This is a genomic window from Roseovarius sp. B-10 (assembly GCF_056859295.1).
The window spans coordinates 26,301-46,331 of record NZ_JBSXOE010000030.1 but is presented as its reverse complement, the minus strand read 5'-3'; the positions used below and the strand labels follow the sequence as shown (position 1 = coordinate 46,331).

22 protein-coding genes and 1 tRNA gene are annotated in these 20,031 nt (G+C 67.8%); 10 read left to right on the top strand and 13 right to left on the bottom strand.

What is annotated here, in order from left to right; all coding sequences use genetic code 11:
- Positions 1–40: 40 nt before the first annotated feature.
- The 3 genes from AC13D8_RS07860 to AC13D8_RS07850 form a co-directional block, all read right to left on the bottom strand.
- Positions 41–1,864 carry an ABC-F family ATP-binding cassette domain-containing protein gene (locus tag AC13D8_RS07860; RefSeq protein WP_482968391.1) on the bottom strand — a complete coding sequence of 608 codons (1,824 nt, stop codon included), beginning with the start codon at positions 1,862–1,864 and terminating at the stop codon, positions 41–43.
- 38 nt (positions 1,865–1,902) lie between these two features.
- Complete coding sequence (locus AC13D8_RS07855; RefSeq protein WP_482968390.1) at positions 1,903–2,640, bottom strand: GNAT family N-acetyltransferase; 738 nt, start codon at positions 2,638–2,640, stop codon at positions 1,903–1,905.
- A gap of 89 nt (positions 2,641–2,729) precedes the next feature.
- Positions 2,730–3,188, bottom strand: coding sequence for an outer membrane protein assembly factor BamE (locus tag AC13D8_RS07850; protein WP_129433673.1), 459 nt, complete (start codon positions 3,186–3,188; stop codon positions 2,730–2,732).
- A gap of 90 nt (positions 3,189–3,278) precedes the next feature.
- Between AC13D8_RS07850 and AC13D8_RS07845 the strand changes: the two genes are divergently transcribed.
- The 8 genes from AC13D8_RS07845 to AC13D8_RS07810 all read left to right on the top strand — a co-directional run bounded on the left by AC13D8_RS07845 (position 3,279) and on the right by AC13D8_RS07810 (position 8,829).
- Positions 3,279–3,872: a YceD family protein gene (locus AC13D8_RS07845; protein ID WP_129433670.1), complete on the top strand. Its 594-nt coding sequence runs from the start codon at positions 3,279–3,281 to the stop codon at positions 3,870–3,872.
- A 161-nt stretch (positions 3,873–4,033) separates the two neighbouring features.
- The gene (rpmF, locus tag AC13D8_RS07840) at positions 4,034–4,240 is read left to right on the top strand and encodes a 50S ribosomal protein L32 (RefSeq protein ID WP_482968389.1); all 207 of its coding nucleotides are present in this window, start codon (positions 4,034–4,036) and stop codon (positions 4,238–4,240) included.
- Between the two features lie 25 nt (positions 4,241–4,265).
- The gene (gene plsX / locus AC13D8_RS07835; RefSeq protein WP_482968388.1) at positions 4,266–5,420 is read left to right on the top strand and encodes a phosphate acyltransferase PlsX; all 1,155 of its coding nucleotides are present in this window, start codon (positions 4,266–4,268) and stop codon (positions 5,418–5,420) included.
- Entirely contained in the window at positions 5,417–6,391 is a 975-nt protein-coding gene (locus AC13D8_RS07830) for a beta-ketoacyl-ACP synthase III (protein WP_482968387.1), read from the top strand. Before plsX ends, AC13D8_RS07830 begins: the two co-directional genes overlap by 4 nt.
- 110 nt (positions 6,392–6,501) lie before the next feature.
- Complete coding sequence (ihfA, locus tag AC13D8_RS07825; RefSeq protein WP_129433661.1) at positions 6,502–6,804, top strand: integration host factor subunit alpha; 303 nt, start codon at positions 6,502–6,504, stop codon at positions 6,802–6,804.
- A 14-nt stretch (positions 6,805–6,818) separates the two neighbouring features.
- Positions 6,819–7,547: a MerR family transcriptional regulator gene (locus AC13D8_RS07820; RefSeq protein WP_482968386.1), complete on the top strand. Its 729-nt coding sequence runs from the start codon at positions 6,819–6,821 to the stop codon at positions 7,545–7,547.
- Positions 7,548–7,614: 67 nt separating this feature from the next.
- Positions 7,615–7,691 (top strand) — tRNA-Pro (locus AC13D8_RS07815).
- Positions 7,692–7,755: 64 nt separating this feature from the next.
- Complete coding sequence (locus AC13D8_RS07810; protein ID WP_482968385.1) at positions 7,756–8,829, top strand: 2'-deoxycytidine 5'-triphosphate deaminase; 1,074 nt, start codon at positions 7,756–7,758, stop codon at positions 8,827–8,829.
- A 7-nt stretch (positions 8,830–8,836) separates the two neighbouring features.
- On the opposite strand, the gene AC13D8_RS07805 is transcribed toward AC13D8_RS07810, so the two are convergent.
- From AC13D8_RS07805 to AC13D8_RS07770, 8 genes are all read right to left on the bottom strand, one after another.
- Complete coding sequence (locus AC13D8_RS07805) at positions 8,837–9,022, bottom strand: hypothetical protein (protein WP_129433652.1); 186 nt, start codon at positions 9,020–9,022, stop codon at positions 8,837–8,839.
- Positions 9,023–9,173: 151 nt separating this feature from the next.
- Positions 9,174–9,842, bottom strand: a complete 669-nt coding sequence (gene scpB / locus AC13D8_RS07800; protein WP_482968384.1) for an SMC-Scp complex subunit ScpB — start codon at positions 9,840–9,842, stop codon at positions 9,174–9,176.
- Positions 9,843–9,846: 4 nt separating this feature from the next.
- Positions 9,847–10,635 (bottom strand): segregation and condensation protein A, encoded by a 789-nt coding sequence (locus tag AC13D8_RS07795; RefSeq protein WP_129433646.1) that lies wholly within the window; start codon positions 10,633–10,635, stop codon positions 9,847–9,849.
- Complete coding sequence (nagZ, locus tag AC13D8_RS07790) at positions 10,628–11,635, bottom strand: beta-N-acetylhexosaminidase (RefSeq protein ID WP_482968383.1); 1,008 nt, start codon at positions 11,633–11,635, stop codon at positions 10,628–10,630. Before nagZ ends, AC13D8_RS07795 begins: the two co-directional genes overlap by 8 nt.
- A complete protein-coding gene (locus AC13D8_RS07785; RefSeq protein WP_482968382.1) occupies positions 11,632–12,501 on the bottom strand; it encodes an SPOR domain-containing protein in 870 nt (289 codons plus the stop codon). The genes nagZ and AC13D8_RS07785 overlap by 4 nt, the downstream gene beginning before the upstream one ends.
- A gap of 73 nt (positions 12,502–12,574) precedes the next feature.
- Positions 12,575–14,320 (bottom strand): arginine--tRNA ligase, encoded by a 1,746-nt coding sequence (argS, locus tag AC13D8_RS07780; RefSeq protein ID WP_482968381.1) that lies wholly within the window; start codon positions 14,318–14,320, stop codon positions 12,575–12,577.
- Positions 14,321–14,407: 87 nt separating this feature from the next.
- Complete coding sequence (locus AC13D8_RS07775; protein ID WP_482968380.1) at positions 14,408–14,998, bottom strand: hypothetical protein; 591 nt, start codon at positions 14,996–14,998, stop codon at positions 14,408–14,410.
- A 313-nt stretch (positions 14,999–15,311) separates the two neighbouring features.
- Positions 15,312–16,481, bottom strand: a complete 1,170-nt coding sequence (locus AC13D8_RS07770; RefSeq protein ID WP_482968379.1) for a deoxyguanosinetriphosphate triphosphohydrolase — start codon at positions 16,479–16,481, stop codon at positions 15,312–15,314.
- 76 nt (positions 16,482–16,557) lie between these two features.
- Between AC13D8_RS07770 and AC13D8_RS07765 the strand changes: the two genes are divergently transcribed.
- Together AC13D8_RS07765 and xth are read left to right on the top strand one after the other, a co-directional pair.
- Positions 16,558–16,881, top strand: coding sequence for a HesB/IscA family protein (locus tag AC13D8_RS07765; protein ID WP_129433627.1), 324 nt, complete (start codon positions 16,558–16,560; stop codon positions 16,879–16,881).
- 59 nt (positions 16,882–16,940) lie between these two features.
- A complete protein-coding gene (xth, locus tag AC13D8_RS07760; protein WP_482968378.1) occupies positions 16,941–17,723 on the top strand; it encodes an exodeoxyribonuclease III in 783 nt (260 codons plus the stop codon).
- A gap of 8 nt (positions 17,724–17,731) precedes the next feature.
- Here xth and AC13D8_RS07755 read toward each other — a convergent pair whose 3' ends face one another.
- A complete protein-coding gene (locus tag AC13D8_RS07755; RefSeq protein WP_482968377.1) occupies positions 17,732–18,787 on the bottom strand; it encodes an ATP-grasp fold amidoligase family protein in 1,056 nt (351 codons plus the stop codon).
- Complete coding sequence (locus AC13D8_RS07750) at positions 18,780–19,970, bottom strand: FAD-dependent oxidoreductase (protein WP_482968376.1); 1,191 nt, start codon at positions 19,968–19,970, stop codon at positions 18,780–18,782. Before AC13D8_RS07750 ends, AC13D8_RS07755 begins: the two co-directional genes overlap by 8 nt.
- Positions 19,971–20,031: the final 61 nt, after the last annotated feature.

Sequence of the window (20,031 nt, the reverse complement as noted above, 5' to 3'; positions counted from 1 at the left end):
CCGAGCATATGCGCGCAACCGCCCGGGCTACAGCGAAAAATCAGCCCGTTGCCTCGGCCTTCTCGGCGAGCGACAGCCACTCCTCCTCGGCCTCGGCCAGCGCCTTTTGACGCGCGGTCAGCGCCTCGGTCGCGCGGCGGAACTTGACCGGCTCGCGACTATAGAGATCGGGATCGGCCAACAGCTCCTCCAGCTTGGCGATCTCCGCCTCCAGCCGCTCGATCTGCCCGGGCAACTCCTCCAGCCGGTGCGCCTCGGTAAAGCTCAGCCGTACAGGCTTGACTTCCTGCTTCAACTCCGCGTTCTTCTGCGTTGTTTTCGCGCTTTTTTTCGCAGTTTCATCGCTTTCCTTCGCGCCATCGCGTTGCGCGCGATAATCGCTCCAGCCGCCGGCATAGGCGGTTGCGCGGCCGTCACCCTCCATGGCAATTGTGGTGCTTGCCACCCGGTCGAGGAAATCACGGTCGTGGCTCACCAGCAGAACGGTCCCCGCGTAATCGTCCAGCAATTCCTGCAACAAATCCAGCGTCTCGATATCGAGATCGTTGGTCGGCTCGTCGAGCACCAGCACGTTGCTCTTCCGCGCCATGATCCGCGCCAGCAAGAGCCGCGCTTTTTCTCCACCCGACAATGACTTGACCGGCGCGCGTGCCTGCCGCTCGTCGAACAGGAAATCCTTGAGATACCCCACGACGTGGCGCGGCTGCCCACGCACCAGCACCTGGTCCGCCTGGCCAGAGACGCGCATCTCCGAGTCACCCGTCAGGCTCTCCCACAGCGTCATCTCGGGGTCGAGCCGCGCACGCGCCTGGTCAAACACCGCCGGCACCAGGTTGGTGCCATGCGTGACCGTGCCGCTGTCGGGGGCCACTTCGCCCATCAGCATCTTCAAGAGCGTCGTCTTGCCCACGCCATTGGGCCCGACAAACGCCACGCGCTCGCCCCGCATGATCCGCAGGCTGAACGGCTTCAAGATGAGCTTGTCATCGTAAGCTTTTGAAATATCCTTGGCTTCGATCACCTTGCGACCGGAGTTCGGGCCACTCTCCAGCGCCATTGCCGCCGTGCCCTGCCGCTTGATCTGGTTGCGCCGTTCCTCGCGCAGCGCCTGCAACGCGCGCACCCGCCCCTGGTTACGCTTGCGCCGCGCGCTGATGCCCTCCACGGCCCAGCGGGCCTCGGCCTTGATCTTGCGGTCGAGCTTGTGGCGCTGCTGGTCCTCTTCCTCCCAGACCTTGTCACGCCATTCCTCGAAATGCGCGAATCCCCGCTCCTGCCGCCGCGTCATTCCCCTGTCAATCCATAGAGTTGCACGGCTAAGCTCACGCAGAAAAGCGCGGTCGTGGCTGATGAGAACAAAGCCCTTTCGCGTGGCCTTCAACTGCTCTTCCAGCCAGCCGATCGCCTCGATGTCGAGATGGTTGGTCGGCTCGTCGAGCAGCATCAGCTCCGGCGCCTCGGCCATCAGCTTGGCCAGCGCCGCGCGCCGCCGTTCCCCGCCCGAGGCGGTCTCGACCGGCCGCGCGGGGTCGAATTTCAGCCCCTCGCCCGCCATCTCCACCCGGTATTCCTCGCCCGGCGCCAGCGCGCTCGCCGCGAAATCACCCAGCGTGGCAAAGCCGGTCATCGCCGGTTCCTGCTCCATGTAGCCCACGCTCACGCCCGGCGAGACGACGCGCACGCCCCGGTCGGGCTCCACCAGCCCGGCCATCACCTTCATCAGCGTCGATTTTCCCGATCCGTTCCGTCCCACCAATGCCACCCGGTCGCCGGGCTGCACCACCAGCGACAGGTCGGCGAACAGCGGTGCGCCGCCAAAAGTGAGCGAGATATCGGTGAGTTGCAAAAGCGGGGCACGGGCCATGCGCGCGGGCTATCCCGCGGCCCCGCCACAGTCAAGCCTCACCCCGCCAGCGCCCGCAGCAGCCGCGCGCGCGCCGCCGGGATTGCGCCGATCTCGACCCCGGTAAAGACGTGCAACGTGTCCATCTGCCGGTCGATCACCGCGTGATCGCTCACCCAGCCGCCCATCATCAGGTAGGTTCGCAGCAAGGGCGGCATATGCCGCATCGCCTGCCTGGGATCGGGTTTGTGCCGTTTCAATCGCTCGGCAAAGCGGAACACGGCGGGCGCCTTGACCCGCGGCCACCACCGCCGCGGCGCCAGGTGCCGCGCCCCCAGCACCGCAAAGGCATCGAGATACGGGGCCGTCTCCACTCCCTTGAAAGACGAACAGCCAAACAGCATCGCCACCCCGTGCTCGTCCACCAGCCGCGTCATCGCCGCCCACGCCACGCGCAGGATGTCCGGATCGGTCAGACCGGGCCGGATGCAGAATCGCCCCATCTCGGCCATCCGCCCCTCGAACGCACCCAGTGCCGACAATTCATAGAACTGCGCCGAATAGCTGCGCGCAATCCCGGCCCCGTCCTCCAGCAGCAGCACCCGGAAACAGCAGACCAGCCGCCCGCCCCGCGCCTCCTCGACCAGCAGGTGCAGGCACACCGCGTCATGGGCATCGGCGTCGCAGCCTCCGGCAGTCCCCAGAAACGCCTCGGCGCGCAGCGCCTGGGCGCGGGCGACGTCCCCGGGACCGCGCGCCAGCCGAGCCACGTAGCGCCCCTGCCGGATCTCCCTCATGTCACCGTCTCCACGCGGTCGCTCGATCCTCGGCGATATCTCATGCACTCGGCGCGTGACATCTCCAAGACAATGCGGCGCGCGTCGCGCTATTCGCCGAACAGTTGCTCGGGGTTGAGCGCGCCGATATTGCTGAGCACCTGCCGCAGGAAGCCGTTCTTGACCACCGAGCTGTCTGTCACCCGGCGCGAGAGCGGCACGATCTGTCCGTCCTCCAGCCCGAATCTCTCGATATTGGCGATGGTGTCGTCGTCGTTGAACGAGATCGCCAGCACCTCGCGCTCGATCACCTGCGGGCGCAGCATCATGTAGGTGCGCTTGCGCGAGCGGACGTAGTAATAATCGCCATCGCCCACCATCCCCGAGACCGAGGGCGGCCCGATCAGGTCATCCACCGTCGCGCGGGTATCGACCCCGACGATCAGATTCTCGAGATCGTTCTCGGGCGGGACATAGCCATGATTCTGGTAGGTGGCCGAGCAGGCGGCCACCCCGATGAGACCACACAGGGCAAGGACACGCAGCACTCGCATTGAAATCGCCGTCATCTCTGCCCTCTTGTCACCACCGCTCACGGCTTTTATCCCGCTTACATCAATGCAGCCCCCGGGTTCAAGAATTCAAAGCAAGAGGCCGCGATGTCCACCGATACCGGCTCCACCCACCGTATCCCCGTCCCGCGCCTCGCCCGGCACGGCGGCCACCGCTTCGAGATCGTGCCCGACGCGGCGGCGCGCGCGACGCTGGCCGCGCGCCTCGACCTCCTCGATCTGCGCAAGCTGACCCTCAGGGGAGAGATCACCCCCGACGGCCCCCGCGACTGGCTGCTCAGCGCCACGCTCGGGGCGACGGTCGTGCAGCCCTGCGGCGTCACCCTCGCGCCGGTGACCACCCGGATCGACGAGACCGTGACGCGCCGCTACACGCCCGACGCCACCCCGCCAGAGGCCGCGCCCGCCGACGAGATCGAGATGCCCGAGGACGACACGATAGAGCCCCTTGGCGCGGTGATCGACCTCGATGCCGTGCTCGCCGAGGCGCTGGCGCTGGCGCTGCCGCCCTGGCCGCGCAGCGACGCGGCAGAACTCGGCACGCTCTCGGCCGCGCCCGACGGCGCGGAAAACGACGATGACGACGCGCCCCGCCGCCCCTTTGCCGGGCTCGCCGGACTGCGCGACCGGCTGGCCGGGAATGACGACGACGAGGGCAATGACGGCGGCCCCTCCGGCTGAGCCGGAAGCCACCCCAAGAATCGCTTGCCCCGGCCCCAAATCTCTGTATTTTCGCGCTCTCACCGGAATTTGGGGTTGAACCGGCGGCTCGGTCAGGATTAAGAGCCGCGAACACCCGTGAAACATGGGCCGATCCGGCCCGCAGGAATTGAGGTTGTGACATGGCCGTCCAACAGAACAAGGTCTCGAAATCGCGCCGCAACAATCGCCGCGCGCATGATTCACTCACCGCGGGCAATCCCAACGAATGCCCCAATTGCGGCGAGTTGAAGCGCCCGCACCACGTCTGCGCGGCCTGTGGCCACTACGCAGAACGCGAAGTCGTCGCCCTGGTGGACGATATCGACCTGGAAGACGACGCCGCCTGAGACACTATTCGGGGGCATCGGCCGCATGGGCGCTCAGGGCGATCAGGACATGACCGGCGCGGGGCGCTTCGTGATCTCGATTGACGCCATGGGCGGCGATGAGGGGCCCGCCGCCGTGGTGGCGGGCATGGCCCAGTCCGCCAGCAAGAATCCGCGCATCGGATTCATCCTGCACGGCCCGCGCGACACGCTCGCGCCGCTGGTCGCCAGGCGCCGGGAGCTGACCGACCGGGTCACCATCCGCAACGCACCCGAGGTCGTGTCGATGACCGACAAGCCCGCTCAGGTGGTGCGCCACGGGCACGACACCTCGATGTGGTCGGCGCTCGAATCGGTGCGCGCGGGCGAGGCGACGGTCTGCGTCTCCTGCGGCAATACCGGCGCGCTGATGCTGATGTCGGTCATCCGCCTGCGCAAGCTGCCGGGCATCTACCGCCCCGCCATCGCTGTGATGTGGCCCTCGCAGAACCCGCAACAGCACAACATCATGCTCGACGGCGGCGCGGATATCCGGGCCGACGCCAAGGACCTGATGCAATACGCGTTGATGGGCGCGTCCTACGCGCGCAACGGCTTTGGCCTCAAGCGCCCGCGCATCGGCCTGCTGAACGTGGGCACCGAAGAGCACAAGGGCCGCGCCGAGCTGCGCGAGGCGCATGAGCTGATCGCCGCCAATGCAACGAGCGCGGATTTCGAGTTCGTGGGCTTCGTCGAGGGGCGCGACCTGCCCGGCACGCGCTGCGACGTGATCGTGACCGACGGCTTCACCGGCAATGTCGCGCTCAAGACCGGCGAGGGCATCGCCAACCTGATCACCGACCTCCTGCGCGAGGCCTTCGCCTACACGCCGCTGTCGCGGCTGGCGGCGCTGCTGGCCTATACCTCGCTTCGGCGGATGAAAAAACGCGTCGATCCGCGCCGCGCCAATGGCGGCGTGTTCCTCGGGCTGAACGGCACCGTGGTCAAGTCGCACGGCGCGGCGGACGCCACGGGCGTTTCGTCGGCGATAAAGCTCGCCTTCGACCTCGCGCAGACCGGCTTCACCGCCAAGCTCGCCGCCCGCGTCGCCGCCGCGGCCCCGCTCGACCGCGAGGACGACGGCGACCAACACGACACAGGGGACGACAACACCGGAGACGACAACACCGGGGACGACAACCACGGAGACCTCGCGCCATGACCCGCCGCGCCACGGCCCTCGGCACCGGGCACTACCTGCCCGCCCGCATCGTGCCCAACAGCGAATTCGAGGCCACCCTCGACACCACGGACGAGTGGATCCGCTCGCGCTCGGGGATCGAGCGCCGCCGCTTCGCCGCCGAGGACGAGACCACCTCCACCCTCGCCCTCCATGCCGCGCGCGCCGCCCTCGCCAATGCCGGGCTCACGCCGGACGACATCGACGGCCTGATCGTCGCCACCTCCACGCCGGACCTCACCTTCCCCTCGGTCGCCACGATGGTGCAGGAGGGGCTGGGCATGACCCACGGTTTCGCCTTCGACGTGCAGGCGGTCTGCGCCGGGTTCGTCTACGCGCTCGCCACCGCCAACGCGATGATCGTCGCGGGCCAGGCCGAGCGCCTGCTGCTGATCGGGGCCGAGACGTTCTCGCGCATCATGGACTGGTCCGACCGCTCCACCTGCGTGCTGTTCGGCGACGGCGCCGGCGCTCTGGTACTCGGGGCCACCGAGGGCACCGGCACCAACGCCGATCGCGGCATCCTCTCGGTCGATCTCAATTCCGACGGGCGCTACCGCGACATGCTCTACGTCGATGGCGGCGTATCGACGACTGGCGATGCGGGCAAGCTCAGGATGCAGGGCAACGCGCTCTTCCGGCAGGCCGTCGAGAAACTCGCCTCCACCGCCGAGACCGCGCTCGGCAAGGTCGGCCTCACCGGGCCGGACGTCGATTGGATCGTGCCGCACCAGGCCAATATCCGCATCATCCAGGGCACCGCAAAGAAGCTGGGCCTGTCGATGGACCGCGTCATCGTCACCGTGCAGGACCACGGCAACACCTCCGCCGCCTCGATCCCGCTGGCGCTCTCGGTGGGCGTGGCCGAGGGGCGCATCCGCCCCGGGCAGATCGTCTTGTCCGAGGCGATCGGCGGCGGGCTGGCGTGGGGCGCGGTGGTGATGCGCTGGTAAACCGCGCGTCGGCCTGCAAAAATCCGCGCCACCTCCCAGCACCCGGGACCATCACGATTGACACGGCACGGGCTTCGCCGCAAACTGAGCCGCAAAAATGCGGGGACGGTATGACCAACAAGACACTGACACGGATGGACCTGAGCGAAGCGGTATTCCGCGAGGTGGGGCTGTCGCGCAACGACGCGGCCCAGATGGTGGAGAGCGTGCTTACCCACGTCTCGGACGCGCTCTCGCGCGGCGAACCGGTCAAGATATCTTCCTTCGGCACGTTCTCGGTGCGCGACAAGTCGGCCCGCGTGGGCCGCAACCCCAAGACCGGCGAGGAAGTGCCCATCAAGCCGCGCCGGGTGCTCACCTTCCGGCCCTCGCACCTGATGAAGGATCGCGTTGCGATCGGCAACAAGCGCTGAGGACACCGCCGCACATGGGCAAATCCGCCGACGCCTTCCGCACCATCAGCGAGGTGGCAGACTGGCTCGAGGTGCCCGCCCACGTGCTGCGCTTCTGGGAAAGCAAGTTCACCCAGGTGAAACCGGTCAAGCGCGCGGGCGGGCGACGCTACTACCGCCCCGCGGACATGCGCCTGCTCGGCGGGATCAAGGTGCTGCTGCACGACGAGGGCATGACCATCAAGGGTGTGCAGAAGATGCTGCGCGAACAGGGGGTAAGCCACGTCGCCGCGCTCTCGCCCGGGTTCGAGGGAGAGCAGGCGGCACCCACGCCAGTCGCGCAGGTGCTCAGCTTCGCCCGCCCCGACACGCCGCAGGGCGTCCCCCCGGACGCGGCCGCGCAAGAGCCAACCTCCGACACAGAGCCCGAGCCTGACGTCGCCCCCACCACCGCGGCAGAACCCGAACCAGAACCGCAAACCGAGTCAGAGCCCGCACCGGAGCCGCAGACAGCGACAGAGCCTGGATCGGAGCCCGAGACCGAACCGGAAACCGCCTCTGCGCCCGAACCGGCCCCCGAACCGCAGGCCCCCGCCCTGCCCCCGCTGCCGGATCTGCCCGACGATCCGCCCGACGACGTGGCCGCCGCGCCGGGGCCGCTCGCGCGTCTCGCCACGCTGCCCCGCCCGCTGCCAGCCGATCTCGCGGCCACGCTCTCGGCGCTGGCCGAACGGCTGCGCGACGCGGGTGCGCCAAAGGCATGAGCGGCGGCAATATTTCGCATCGCCCCCCTTGCCCCCGCGCGCAAAACCGGTATGAACAGCGCATCGTCGGGCTATGGCGCAGCCTGGTAGCGCGTCCGTCTGGGGGACGGAAGGTCGCAGGTTCGAGTCCTGCTAGCCCGACCAAATCGACCGACGATCCCGCCGCCCGCGTGTCGCGGGGCCTCTGCGACGGCCGAGGGGGCCACCGATGACCGGCGTTCTCTCCTGCCAGCAAATCTCGGCGATGATCGACGCGGGCCAGATCGCCTCCGATCCCGCCATCCTGCCCGAACAGGTCCAGCCCGCCAGCCTCGATCTCCGCCTCGGTCCGGTCGCCTACCGGGTGCGCGCCTCGTTCCTGCCCGGTGCCGGACAGACCGTCGCCGACCGGCTTGATGAGTTCGGGATGCACCGCATCGAGCTTGGCCCCGGCGCGGTTCTGGAAAAGGGCTGCGTCTACCTCGTCCCGCTGATGGAACGGCTGGCACTGCCCGAGGGCGTGCAGGCGGTGGCCAACGCCAAATCCTCCACCGGACGGCTCGACCTGCTCACCCGCACGATCACCGATGGCGGGACCGAATTCGACCGCGTGCCGCCGGGCCACACCGGCCCGCTCTATGCCGAAATCTGCCCGCGTTCCTTCTCGGTGCTGGTGCGCCCCGGCATGCGGCTCAACCAGGTTCGCTTTCGCTCGGGCGACGCGCGGCTCTCCGATGCCGCGATGCATCGCTTGCACGCCGAGACACCGCTCGTCGACGGCCCGGCGGTGATCGACGGCGGGCTCGCCTTCTCGGTCGACCTGCGCCCCGAGGCAGGCACGCTCACCGGCTACCGCGCCAAGCCGCATACCGGCCTGATCGACCTCGACCGCATCGGCCACTACCCGGCCGCCGATTTCTGGGAAGAGGTCCACGCGCGCGACGGCCATATCGTCCTCGACCCCGGCGCGTTCTACATCCTCGTCAGCCGCGAGGCGGTGCACATCCCCCCCGGCTATGCCGCCGAGATGGCCCCCTTCGTGGCGATGGCGGGCGAATTCCGGGTGCATTACGCGGGGTTCTTCGATCCCGGCTTCGGCCATGCGGCTGCGGGCGGCACCGGCGCGCGTGGCGTGCTCGAGGTGCGCTGCCACGAGGCGCCCTTCGTGCTAGAGCACGGCCAGATCGTCGGGCGGCTGGTGTATGAGAGCATGGATACGGTGCCCGACCGCCTCTACGGCGCGGACATTGCGTCAAACTACCAGGGACAGGGGTTGAAACTCTCCAAGCACTTCCGGGCCTGACGCCCGGTCAGAAGCGCCCCATCCGCCGCCCCAGTTTCATCGTCTTGCGGGCATTGCGCGCGGTCTTCTGCCCGTCGGGACCGTTGTCACCGCGGCCACGCGTGACCTTGTCGATCCCGGCATTGACCCCGCGCCGCATCACCTGCCGCATGACCATGCGGATCACCATGTTGATCACCTGGTTGGCGTTCATCGCGGCCTCCTCTCGCTGCCTCTGTCCGGGACCATAGCACCGAAACGTGCGGAAATCAGGGCGGGTGCGGCGATTATCTTGACGATTTCCTGCGCGAGCGTCCGCGCGATGCGCCGAACCGTGCGGTTCGGGCCGCGAACCGACAGGTTCGTCAGTCCCCGAACAACTCGTCCTGCCCTGCGGGCGGCACTTCCGCGTCCTCGTCCTCCTCGCCTTCGTCGCCGATCCCCGGCAATGTCCCCGGCGGCGGGCGGTTGTCCAGCAGCCCCGCGGCGCGCAATTCCTTGAGTCCCGGCAGGTCGCGCGCGCTTTCCAGGCCGAAATGGTCGAGGAATGTCTCGGTGACCACGAAGGTCACCGGACGGCCCGGCGTCATCTTGCGTCTGCCGAAACGAATCCATTCCATTTCAAGGAGTTGATCGACGGTTCCCCGGCTGACGGACACGCCGCGTATCTCCTCGATCTCGGCGCGGGTGACCGGCTGATGGTAGGCGATGATGGCCAATGTCTCGATGGCCGCCCGGCTCAGTTTGCGGGTCTCCACCACCTCGCGCCGCATCAGAAAGCCAAGGTCGGGCGCGGTGCGCATGGCCCAGCCATCGCCCACTTTCACCAGTGTAACCCCCCGTCCCTCATACCTTTTCTTCAGATGGACCAGCGCTTCCGCCGGATCGCATCCATGCGGCATCCGCGCTGCCATCTCGCGCGTGTCCATCGGCTCGGTGGCGGCAAAAAGCATCGCCTCGATCATCCGCTCCTGCTCGGCCATCGGCGGAGCCTCGAACAGGTTTTCCTTTTCTGTATCAATATCTTGCGGCATGTTCTTAATCCTTCCGCCGAAGCTCGACCGGCGCGAATATCTCGGTCTGCCGCAGCTCCGCCCGCCCCTCCTTCACAAGCTCCAGCGCCGCGGCAAAGGTCGAGGCCGTGGCCGAGCGCCGCCTCTGCCGATCGGTGGTGAACCCCTCCGGCAGATAGCTCGCGATATCGGTCCATGTCGCCGCCTCGCCGATCACCCCGCGCAATCGCTCAAGTGCTTGTTCCATAGTGAAAATTGCGTCACGGTCCATGACGAAGGGGCGAAATTCGTCGCGCGTGCGAAGCCGCGCATAGGCCTGCATCAGGTCCAGCAGGTTCGCCGTATAGCGCACCTCGCGCCGCCGCGTCACGTCCTCGGGCAGCCCCCGCGCAAAGAAATCCCGCCCCAGCCGATCGCGCGCCATCAGCCGCGCCGCGCAATCCCGCATCGCCTGCAACCGCTCAAGCTGAAACGCCAGATGCGCCGCCAGGTCCTCGCCCGACGGCCCCTCTTCGGCGGGGTCGGGCGGCAAGAGCAGACGCGACTTGAGAAACGCAAGCCACGCCGCCATCACGAGGTAATCGGCGGCCAGCTCGATCCGCAGGGCGCGCGCTTGCTCGACGAAGGCGAGGTATTGCCGCGCCAGTTGCAGGACGGAAATGCGCCTTAAATCAACCTTTTGCGTGCGCGAGAGCGTCAGTAACAGGTCCAGCGGCCCCTCGAACCCGTCGACATCGACGATGAGCGCCTCCGCCGCGAGCCGCTCGGCCACAGGCACCGGTTCCGCGCTGTCATCGAAGGTGTCTTCAGCCATGTTGCCGTCCGCCCGTCAACGCATCAAGCTGCGCCGCGAGGGCGGAGATGTCAACCGGATCGGGCGTCCGGCGCGCGGCCAACGCCCGCTCGGCACGGTCCTGCGCAGCGGCCCGCATCTCGCCCGCTGCCGCCGTCACGGCCTGTCGCTCGGCCAGCGTGCCGTTGCAGTGCAGGACCACGTCGCACCCCGCCGCGAGCGCGGCCCGCGCCCGCTCTACCAGGCTGCCCGAGAGCGCGTTCATGGCGATATCATCGGTCATCAAGAGCCCGTCAAACCCGATGGAGCGGCGAATTATTTCAATGATAACAGGTGACAAGGTCGCTGGCCGCGCATCGAGCGCGGCATAAACCACATGCGCCGTCATCGCCATCGGCAAATCGGCAAGCGCCTCGAACGGGGCGAAATCGACCTCGGCCAGATGCTCTGCCGGATCGGTCACGCGGGGCAGTTCGTGGTGGCTGTCAGCCCTCGCGCGCCCGTGTCCCGGGATGTGCTTGACCACCGGCAGAACGCCCCCCTCCATAAGCCCGTCCGCCACCGCCCGGCCAAAGAGCGCAACCCGCCCCGCCGTCTCGCCATAGCAGCGGTCACGCAGAAACGGGTGGGTGTCCCGCCCCGCCACGTCCACCAAAGGCGCACAGTTGCTGTCGATCCCGAGGGCAACAAGCTCGTCGGCGATGATCCGGTAGCGCAGGTGCAGCGCCTCCGCCGCCTGCGCGCCAGCCGCGGCCACGTGATCGAGCGGCGCGGGCCACTCGCGCCAGGCAGGCGCACGCAGGCGTTGCACGCGCCCGCCTTCCTGGTCGATGGTGATAACCGCCTCGTGCCCCGCCGCCTCGCGTAGTTCGTGGCACAGCGCGCGCACCTGGTCGGGGGTGTCAATATTTCGCGCGAAGAGGATGAATCCGAAGGGCTTAACCTCGCGAAAAAACGCTTTTTCTCCGGGGGTTAGCCGATACCCCTCGGCGCCGGTGATGACCGCGCCGAACCCTGTCACCGAGTAACCACCGGGATGCACTCGGCCCGCTCTGCCTGCAAGGCCGAACAGAAACGGCGCGCATCTGCGAGGTCTTCGAAACCGGCTGCGCGCAGCCGGTAGAAAATCCGCCCGCCGCTCTCCGCGCGCTGCACCACACGGCGTTTGCCGTCCAGCAGATCACCAAGCTGCGCTGTCAGACGCTCCCATTCCGAGCGCGCCACCTCTGCTGAATCGAAGGCCCCGAGCTGCGCGAGCCGCGAACCAACCGGCAGGCTTTCGGGATCGACCTCGACCGACGGGGCGCTGGTCGCCGCCGCGAGCGCGTAGGCCACCGGATCGGGCAGCGCCGGGCGCAGCTGCGGACGCAACGACCGCCCGAGCCCCCCCTCGGCCGTTTCAGTGGGCGCCTGCGCCTCGGGCTCGGATGTGGGCTCGGTCGCGGCGCGCGGCGCTGCCTGCGCCGGTTGCCGCACCACCGCGAGATGCACGTCACCCGAGCGCGGCGCCGTCGGCGCCTGTGCTGTGGCGCTCGCCGTACTCGGAATATCCTCTAGCGTCAGATCGAGCGGCGGGGGTGCGATGATTACCCGGTCGGGCGGCTCTTCTGTCGCCGCCTGCGCCGCCACACGGTTGACCGACAGGCCCTGATGCGCCGCCTCGCGCCCGCCCGGCTCGGCCGGAGCCTCGCGCATGGGATCGCTGAGCGCGCGCACGACCGGCACGCCCGACACGTCGCGCATGATCACCTGGTAACCCCAGTGGCCAATTCCGGCCAAGAGCGCCATTGACACCAGCGCACCAGTAATATTGGTAAATTTCGTCACGGCCACCGCCACGCGATCGTCCGACCCGTACTCCGTCCGGGATGCCTGCATCTCTGCCATGATCTGCCTCTCGCCACCGGCGATACATGGTCGCCGGTTCCTGGTTGCCTGCTCGCACCGGTGGCGGCGGCGTTCAGCGCATCTCGTCCACCGGAGTGACGCCAAGGATACCAAGACCGGCGCAAATCACAACCGTTGCCGCGCGCACCAGCGCGATTTTCCCGCGCGTTGTGGCCGGATCGCCCTCTTGCAGGAATCGCAGCGCCGGTTCGTCATGGCCACGGTTCCACAGACCGTGCAGTTCCGAGGCCAGGTCGTAGAGGTAGAACGCCACCCTGTGCGGCTCGCCTGCGCGCGCGGCGATCTCCACCTGCCGCGGCCATTCCGCGATCTTGCGCGCGAGCGCCAGTTCCGCCTCGTGCGAGAGCACCGACAGATCGGCCTCCGCAAGTGTCGCGTCATCCACCGTGATCCCCGCGGCAGTAGCCTTGCGCAGCACCGAGTTGACCCGCGCATTTGCGTATTGGACGTAGAAGACCGGGTTGTCCTTGGACTGTTCCAGAACACGCGCGAAGTCGAAGTCGAGCGCCGCGTCGTTCTTGCGCGTGAGCATGACAAAGCGGGTCACGTCTGGCCCGACCTCGTCCACCACGTCGCGCAGGGTGATGAAGGTGCCGGCGCGCTTGGACATCTTGAACGGCTCGCCGTTCTTGTAGAGCTTGACCAGTTGACAGAGCTTGATCTCGATCGGTACGCGCCCATCCGACAGCGCCGACACGGCGGCCTTCATCCGCTTGACATAGCCACCGTGATCGGCCCCGAACACGTCGATAAGCAGATCGTATCCCCTTGAAATCTTGTCGTAATGATAGGCAATATCGGGGGCGAAATAAGTCCATCCACCATCGGATTTCATGATCGGCCGATCCACGTCATCGCCGTGTTCCGTCGATTTGAACAGGGTCTGCTCGCGCGGTTCCCAGTCCTCGGGCATCTTGCCCTTGGGCGGCTCGAGCACGCCGCGATAGATCAGCCCCTTGCCGCGCAGATCCTCGATCGCGGCCTCGATCAATCCGGTGCCGTAGAGCGATTTCTCAGAGAAGAAGTGATCCATCTCGACGCCTAGCGAGGCCAGATCCTCGCGGATGAGCGTCATCATCGCATCGGTGGCGAAGTCGCGCACCTCGGCCAGCCAGACCGCTTCGGGCTCGTCGACATACGCGGCGCCGACCTTGTCCTTGAGCGCGCGACCCACCTCGATCAAGTAGTCGCCCGGATAGGTGCCATCGGCAAAGGCCACCTCCTGCCCGTGCGCCTCGAGATAGCGCAGGTAGACCGAGCGCGCGAGCACATCGACCTGAGCGCCGCCATCGTTGATGTAGTATTCGCGCGTGACGTCATAGCCCGCGAAATCCAGGAGGCTCGCCAGCGCGTCGCCGAACACCGCGCCGCGGGTGTGGCCGACGTGCAACGGGCCGGTCGGATTGGCCGATACGTATTCGACATTGACGCGGCGACCCTGCCCCAGCGTTGCGCGGCCGAAATCTGCCCCCTGCCGCAGCGCATCGCGCAGCACATCGTGCCAGACCGAAGGCGCCAACCGCAGGTTGAGAAATCCGGGGCCGGCCACCTCGGCGCTATCGATGCGCGCATCGGCGGCGAGGTGCTCCGCGAGCACGGTGGCGATGTCACGCGGCTTCATCCCCGCCGGTTTCGCCAGCACCATCGCGGCATTGGTCGCCATGTCGCCATGCGCGGGATCGCGCGGCGGCTCGACAGTGACGCTCCCGAGGTCGAGCGAGGCAGGCAGCGCACCTTCGGCCTGCAGACCGCCCAAGGTATCGAGAACGAGACCGCGAATGTCGTCAAAGAGGTTCATGAGCCGCCTTTCCGTGTTGGCACGCGCGCCGGTTTACCACCCGTGGCCCGCGCGTCAATCGCCTTGGGCGCGGTTCAAGCCGCCCGCTCAGGCGAGGTTGATCACCGCGCCGCGCGGCCTGTCGCGCGCCCCCTCTGCGAGCTGCCGTGCCTGACGTATCAGGGCCGTGCGTCCGGTGTACGGGCCGAGCCGCAGAACGTTGACACGGGCGTGCGTGCCCGCCTCGGCCTGCATGTGCGGGGCGAGCGCCGCCAGCGCCGCGTCGAACGCCCGCGCCTCGGGGCGCGCGTCATGGCTTGCCGCACGGCAGCCAACGAGCACCAGCCCCTCTCCCTGCGCCAGCCCGTCCATCAGCGCGCGCGTCAGTGCCGGGATCGCCGCCACCGCCGCCCCGAGACGGCGCGGGCTACGCAGCGGGTGCAGATGTACCAGCAGGTCGAGCGGTGTGTCGCCCCATATCTCGCCCAACCGTCGGCATTGGCCGGGACGCAGGCAATCGAGCGTCAGGCTCTCGATCTTTCCGGGCGCGCGCCGCGCCAGTGCCAGCGCGCGCCGTTCCGCATGATCGGCCACGACCACCAGCGCCCCGGTCGCCGCGAACCTTTCTGCCAGCTCTCCACCGACCGCACAGCCCGCAGACGCGATCAGCACGGTTTTCCGAGATGTCTCCCCGTCCACACCACCCTCACCCACTCGATACGCATCCCGTGGATATCACTAGCACCCGGCATCACGCGCTTCAACTTGCCGGCGGCTGCGTGTTCCCGTCGGTGTCGCGCGGCGTGGCAAGGGCGGCGATACGCATGTCCTCGCCACGCCGTGGCGCGTCCTCGCCCACGACGAAGCGCTGCGCGCCATTCGCGCAGCATCAGGACGATGGCGGGCATCTGCAACCGCCATGCCAGCCATTGCGCCCCGACATCGAGCGCACCCACCATGCCGCGCGCCGTTACCGGGTCGAGCGCTTCTGTCCCTGTACCAGGCGGCAAGCCTACACCCCGTCCGGTAGGTCTTGTGCCGACGTCCCGCCGACCAGCCGGGCGTGGCTTTGCAATGCGAACCGGTCGGTCATGCCGGCGATGTAATCGCCTACCAACCGCGCCAGCGCCGCCCGGTCAGGCGCGCGCGCCACGTCCGCGCGCCACTCTTCGGGCAGGTGGTCGGGCGCGTCGAGGTAGACCGGGAACAACTCTCCGATCACCTGCGCCACCATGCGCCGCATGTCGTTGACCGCCGGGGCGCGATACATCCGGGTAAAGAGAAACGCCCGGATCGCCTGCAAATCCTCCCACAACCCGGGCGAAAAACGGATCACCGGCACCCCAAGTGCGCGCAGCTCCTCCACCGAACCCGGCGAATGGGCGGCCAGCAGGCGCTGGCTCTCGGCGATCACGTCGCCTACCATCTCACCGAATACCCGGCGCAGCGCCTCGTGGCGGCGGCGCTTTGGGTCGAGGCGCGGGTAGAGCCGGTCCACCTCGGCATAACAGGGGCCGACGATGGGCAGCGCCGCGATTTCCTCGTCGCCAAATAACCCCGCGCGCAGCCCGTCATGCAGGTCGTGGTTGTTGTAGGCGATATCGTCGGCGATGGCGGCCACCTGCGCCTCGCCGCCCGCATGGGTGCCAAGCTCCAACCCATGCACCGCGTCGCATTCTGCCAGCGCCAGCGGCAGATCGCCCGTCACCGGACCATTATGCTTGGCCAGTCCTTCCAGCGTCTCCCATGTGAGGTTGAGCCCGTCGAAGGCGGCATAGTGGCGCTCCAGCACCGTCACGATGCGGAGCGCCTGCGCGTTGTGATCGAAGCCGCCATAGGGCGCCATCAGCGCGGCCAGCGTGTCCTCGCCCGCGTGGCCAAAGGGCGTATGGCCAAGGTCATGGGCAAGCGCGACGGCCTCGGTCAGGTCGGTGTCGAGGCCGAGCGCGCCCGCGATGGTACGCGCCACCTGCGCCACCTCGATCGAATGGGTGAGCCGGGTGCGATAGTAATCGCCCTCGTGCGCGACAAACACCTGTGTCTTGTGCTTGAGCCTGCGAAAGGCGCTGGAATGAATGATGCGGTCGCGGTCGCGCTGAAAGGGCGAGCGAAAGGCGCTCTCTTCCTCCGCCACGCGGCGGCCGCGTGTCCGGCCCGGGTCGGTCGCGAAAGGGGCGGTCATTGATCGGTCCTTGTGGCGGGGCACTCGGAGCATATATTGCAGAAAGAACTGTCACGCGAAACCACCGAGGATGCCAATGCAACTGCCCCCCAAGGTCACCCCCCGCGCTTATGCCCGCCTCGCCGAGATCGGTGCCGGCGCCGACGGCAAGGCGCTGCGCGTGGCGGTCGAGGGCGGCGGCTGTTCGGGGTTTCAGTACGACATCCGCCTCGATGCGCCTGCCGAGGACGACCTCGTGCTCGAAGGCGAGGGCGAGCGGGTTGTGGTGGACAGCGTCTCGCTGCCCTTCCTTGCGGGCGCGACAATCGACTTCACCGAAGAACTGATCGGCGCGCGCTTTACCATCGACAATCCCAATGCCACCGCGTCCTGTGGATGCGGCACGTCCTTCTCGATCTGAGCCTTGCACCACGCGCGGGGCCGCGCGATAGAGGAACAACGGCGACGGGAGAGGCGGCCATGCGCATCGCATGCTTCAACATCAACGGGATCAAGGCGCGGCATGCCGCGCTCTGCGACTGGCTGGACGAGGCGTCCCCGGACGTGGTGTTGCTACAGGAAATCAAGTCAGTGGACGAGAACTTCCCGCGCGAGATGTTCGAGGATCGCGGCTACAACGTCGAGACCCACGGGCAGAAGGGCTTCAACGGGGTGGCCATCCTGTCGAAGCTTCCGCTCGAAGATGTCTCTCGCGGTCTGCCCGGCGATGACAGCGACGAGCAAGCCCGCTGGATCGAGGCCACGGTGACGGGCGAAAAGGGCGCGCTGCGTGTCTGCGGCCTCTACCTGCCCAACGGTAACCCCGCGCCGGGGCCGAAATACGACTACAAGCTCGCCTGGATGGAGCGGATGCACGCCCGCGCGAAGGCGCTTCTCGCCACCGAGGAGCCGGTGCTCATGGGGGGCGATTACAACGTCATCCCCCAGGACGAAGACGCCGCCCGCCCCGAGGCGTGGCGCGACGACGCGCTCGCCCTGCCCGACAGCCGCGCCGCCTTTCGCCGCCTGCTGCACCTGGGCCTGACAGAGGCGTTCCGCGCCCGCGTGCAGGGGCCGGGCCATTACACGTTCTGGGATTACCAGGCCGGCGCGTGGCAGCGCAACAACGGCATCCGCATCGACCACATGCTGCTCAGCCCGCAGGCCGCCGACCGGATGACCGATTGCGGCATCGACACGGCCGTGCGCGGACGCGACAAGCCGTCCGATCATGTGCCGCTTTGGGTCGATCTCGACATCTGAGCGCGGGTTCAGGCGGCGAATGGCCACTCGCGCCGGTAATGGCCATCGGCAAACCCGGGACTGACGCGGCCCAACCAAGGGGCTTGCCACGCGCCCCCCAGCATCCAGTCGAGTTCGGGATCGCGGATGCGCTTGGTGCAGCCATTGGGCACGAGACCGATCTCGCCGAGATAGACCTCGCCGTCGCGAATGAACATGTCCACCCGGATGAAATCGAAGAACCGCCCGATCGCCTCGGCGGCCTCCACCATCAGGTCGAGCCGCGCGGGTGGCGCCACGGGCCGCGCCCCGCCCTTGCGCACGTAGAGCTGCTTGTCCAGCCAGGTGCCTGAGCGGCTGTAGACCGTCTGCAAGTGCGTGCCCGAGCGGTCGGCGTCGTGCTGATAGACCACGACGCGCCCGTTGCAGACGTAGAATTTCCAGTCGGCGGCATCGCTCTCGCCCTCACGCAGGTCCTCCTCGAGATAGATCGCGCGCTCGATCAGCTCGTACCACCAAAGGCTCAGGCGCTTGCTGTGCACCCGCCTGAGCCATCGCCGCGTGAGCGGGATCAGATCAGTACGGTGGTCGTCATCCAGGGGAAAGGTCATCGGCAGGTTGGTTCCCGAGCCGTGGTTGCACTTGAGCCAATAGGTGCCGGCCGCGATCTCGTCATTGCCGGGCAGATCGGGCGTATCCCCGCGCCACAGGATGCGCGGGCGGTGAACCTGCGCGCGCAAGTGCTGCGGGAGCCAATCATGCGCGCGCAGCTTGTCCGAGGGGGTGACGCGCGGGATCAGGCCGAAGAACTTGAATAGGAGTTGCTTGCTGGTAAAGGTCTGCGGGTCGATCAGGTCAGGCCAGTGCCCGTGGTTCTTGCGGTATATCTCGACCGACCGCACAAGCCCGGGCGCGAACTCCTCGCCCAGCCTCTCGACGCCGCGCAGGTAGCGGTCCGGCACCGGCTCGTGGATACCATGCAGGCGCTCGTCGGCTATGCGCTCCAGCGCCAGTTTCGCGTATTTCTCGGCGCGCACTATTCGTCCCAGCCCGATGGGGGCCGTGCGCCCCCGGTTGTCAGCCATCGTTGATCGGCTGCCCAACCGCGTCAATCGCGTTGTAGCCGTAAATCCAGTCAAATTGCCGGATCATTCGCGAAGGTGCGAGCCGTCCGCCAGCGCGTAGCGCGGTGTGTGCCGCCCATCTCAGCGGTGGGAAGGCGAGGTGGTATTTCCACGCGTTGGCGCTCGCCGCCGCAACCACCCGGCGCGCCCGCGATTCGCGCAGGGCCTGGTAGCGCACCAATCCCTTTGCCACATCGCCTTCCTCGTCGAGCGCCGCGGCCAGCACCCAGCCATCCTCGAGCGCGAGGCACGCCCCCTGCGCCATGAAGGGCAGCGTGGGATGTGCCGCGTCGCCGAGAATCGCCAGCCCCTCGCCATGCCACGCGCGGGCCACCTCGTGTCGGAACAGGCCCCAGAGATTTACCTTGTCCACGGCGGCGAGCATCCCCTGCACCTCGTCGCAGAAATCGCCGAACGCGGCACGCAACGACTGCGGATCGTCGGTCTGGCTCCAGCTTTCGGCGGTCCAGGCGGCGCGCTCCTGTACCGCCACGAGGTTGAGCAGGCTACCGCCGCGCAAAGGATAGCTCACAACGTGGCGGATCGGCCCCATGTGGACACGCACCTCCGGGCCGCGCTCGGCGCTGTTGGGAACGAGCGCGCGCCACGCCACCTGCCCCGTGAAGAAGGGGGCACGTGGGCCGTTGAGCGCGGCACGCACCACCGAATGCAACCCGTCCGCGCCGATCACGAGGTCGGCGTCGAACCCGGCACCGTTGGCCAGTTCAACACGCGGGCGCCGCCCGTCGGTGACGCCGATGATCCGCTGTAACAGCCGGATGCGAACGCCCGCTGCGCGCGCACCGTTGGCCAGCAGGTTGATGAGATCCGCACGGTGGAGAAAATGATAGCCGCCCTGCCCCGTGTCACCGAGATCGAGCCGCACCACCTCGCCCCCACGGTAATCACAAAGCCGCACCGTCCGCGCCATCACCGCGCGCTGGCGCAGCTCCGCGCCCAGCCCGAGCGCATCGAGCACCCTCGCGCCATTGGGGCTGATCTGAAGTCCGGCACCCACCTCGGCGATTTCGGATGCCTGTTCGAACACGGTGACATCCGCGCCGCGCCGCGCCAGCGCTTGCGCCACGGCCAGCCCGCCGATCCCCGCGCCGATCACGGCGACCCTCATTGCGTTCAGACCCATGGCCCCTTTCCCGAAAAAGACGCGCGCCGGAGGAGTGCTCCGGCGCGCGCCTGTCCGTTCC

Excerpts from the sequence above, each read along its gene's own strand:
- AC13D8_RS07860 (WP_482968391.1), bottom strand. The coding sequence starts at position 1,864 with ATGGCCCGTGCCCCGCTTTTGCAACTCACCGATATCTCGCTCACTTTT.
- AC13D8_RS07855 (WP_482968390.1), bottom strand. The coding sequence starts at position 2,640 with ATGAGGGAGATCCGGCAGGGGCGCTACGTGGCTCGGCTGGCGCGCGGT.
- AC13D8_RS07850 (WP_129433673.1), bottom strand. The coding sequence starts at position 3,188 with ATGACGGCGATTTCAATGCGAGTGCTGCGTGTCCTTGCCCTGTGTGGT.
- AC13D8_RS07845 (WP_129433670.1), top strand. The coding sequence starts at position 3,279 with ATGTCCACCGATACCGGCTCCACCCACCGTATCCCCGTCCCGCGCCTC.
- rpmF (WP_482968389.1), top strand. The coding sequence starts at position 4,034 with ATGGCCGTCCAACAGAACAAGGTCTCGAAATCGCGCCGCAACAATCGC.
- plsX (WP_482968388.1), top strand. The coding sequence starts at position 4,266 with ATGGGCGCTCAGGGCGATCAGGACATGACCGGCGCGGGGCGCTTCGTG.
- AC13D8_RS07830 (WP_482968387.1), top strand. The coding sequence starts at position 5,417 with ATGACCCGCCGCGCCACGGCCCTCGGCACCGGGCACTACCTGCCCGCC.
- ihfA (WP_129433661.1), top strand. The coding sequence starts at position 6,502 with ATGACCAACAAGACACTGACACGGATGGACCTGAGCGAAGCGGTATTC.
- AC13D8_RS07820 (WP_482968386.1), top strand. The coding sequence starts at position 6,819 with ATGGGCAAATCCGCCGACGCCTTCCGCACCATCAGCGAGGTGGCAGAC.
- AC13D8_RS07810 (WP_482968385.1), top strand. The coding sequence starts at position 7,756 with ATGACCGGCGTTCTCTCCTGCCAGCAAATCTCGGCGATGATCGACGCG.
- AC13D8_RS07805 (WP_129433652.1), bottom strand. The coding sequence starts at position 9,022 with ATGAACGCCAACCAGGTGATCAACATGGTGATCCGCATGGTCATGCGG.
- scpB (WP_482968384.1), bottom strand. The coding sequence starts at position 9,842 with ATGCCGCAAGATATTGATACAGAAAAGGAAAACCTGTTCGAGGCTCCG.
- AC13D8_RS07795 (WP_129433646.1), bottom strand. The coding sequence starts at position 10,635 with ATGGCTGAAGACACCTTCGATGACAGCGCGGAACCGGTGCCTGTGGCC.
- AC13D8_RS07785 (WP_482968382.1), bottom strand. The coding sequence starts at position 12,501 with ATGGCAGAGATGCAGGCATCCCGGACGGAGTACGGGTCGGACGATCGC.
- argS (WP_482968381.1), bottom strand. The coding sequence starts at position 14,320 with ATGAACCTCTTTGACGACATTCGCGGTCTCGTTCTCGATACCTTGGGC.
- AC13D8_RS07770 (WP_482968379.1), bottom strand. The coding sequence starts at position 16,481 with ATGACCGCCCCTTTCGCGACCGACCCGGGCCGGACACGCGGCCGCCGC.
- AC13D8_RS07765 (WP_129433627.1), top strand. The coding sequence starts at position 16,558 with ATGCAACTGCCCCCCAAGGTCACCCCCCGCGCTTATGCCCGCCTCGCC.
- xth (WP_482968378.1), top strand. The coding sequence starts at position 16,941 with ATGCGCATCGCATGCTTCAACATCAACGGGATCAAGGCGCGGCATGCC.
- AC13D8_RS07755 (WP_482968377.1), bottom strand. The coding sequence starts at position 18,787 with ATGGCTGACAACCGGGGGCGCACGGCCCCCATCGGGCTGGGACGAATA.
- AC13D8_RS07750 (WP_482968376.1), bottom strand. The coding sequence starts at position 19,970 with ATGGGTCTGAACGCAATGAGGGTCGCCGTGATCGGCGCGGGGATCGGC.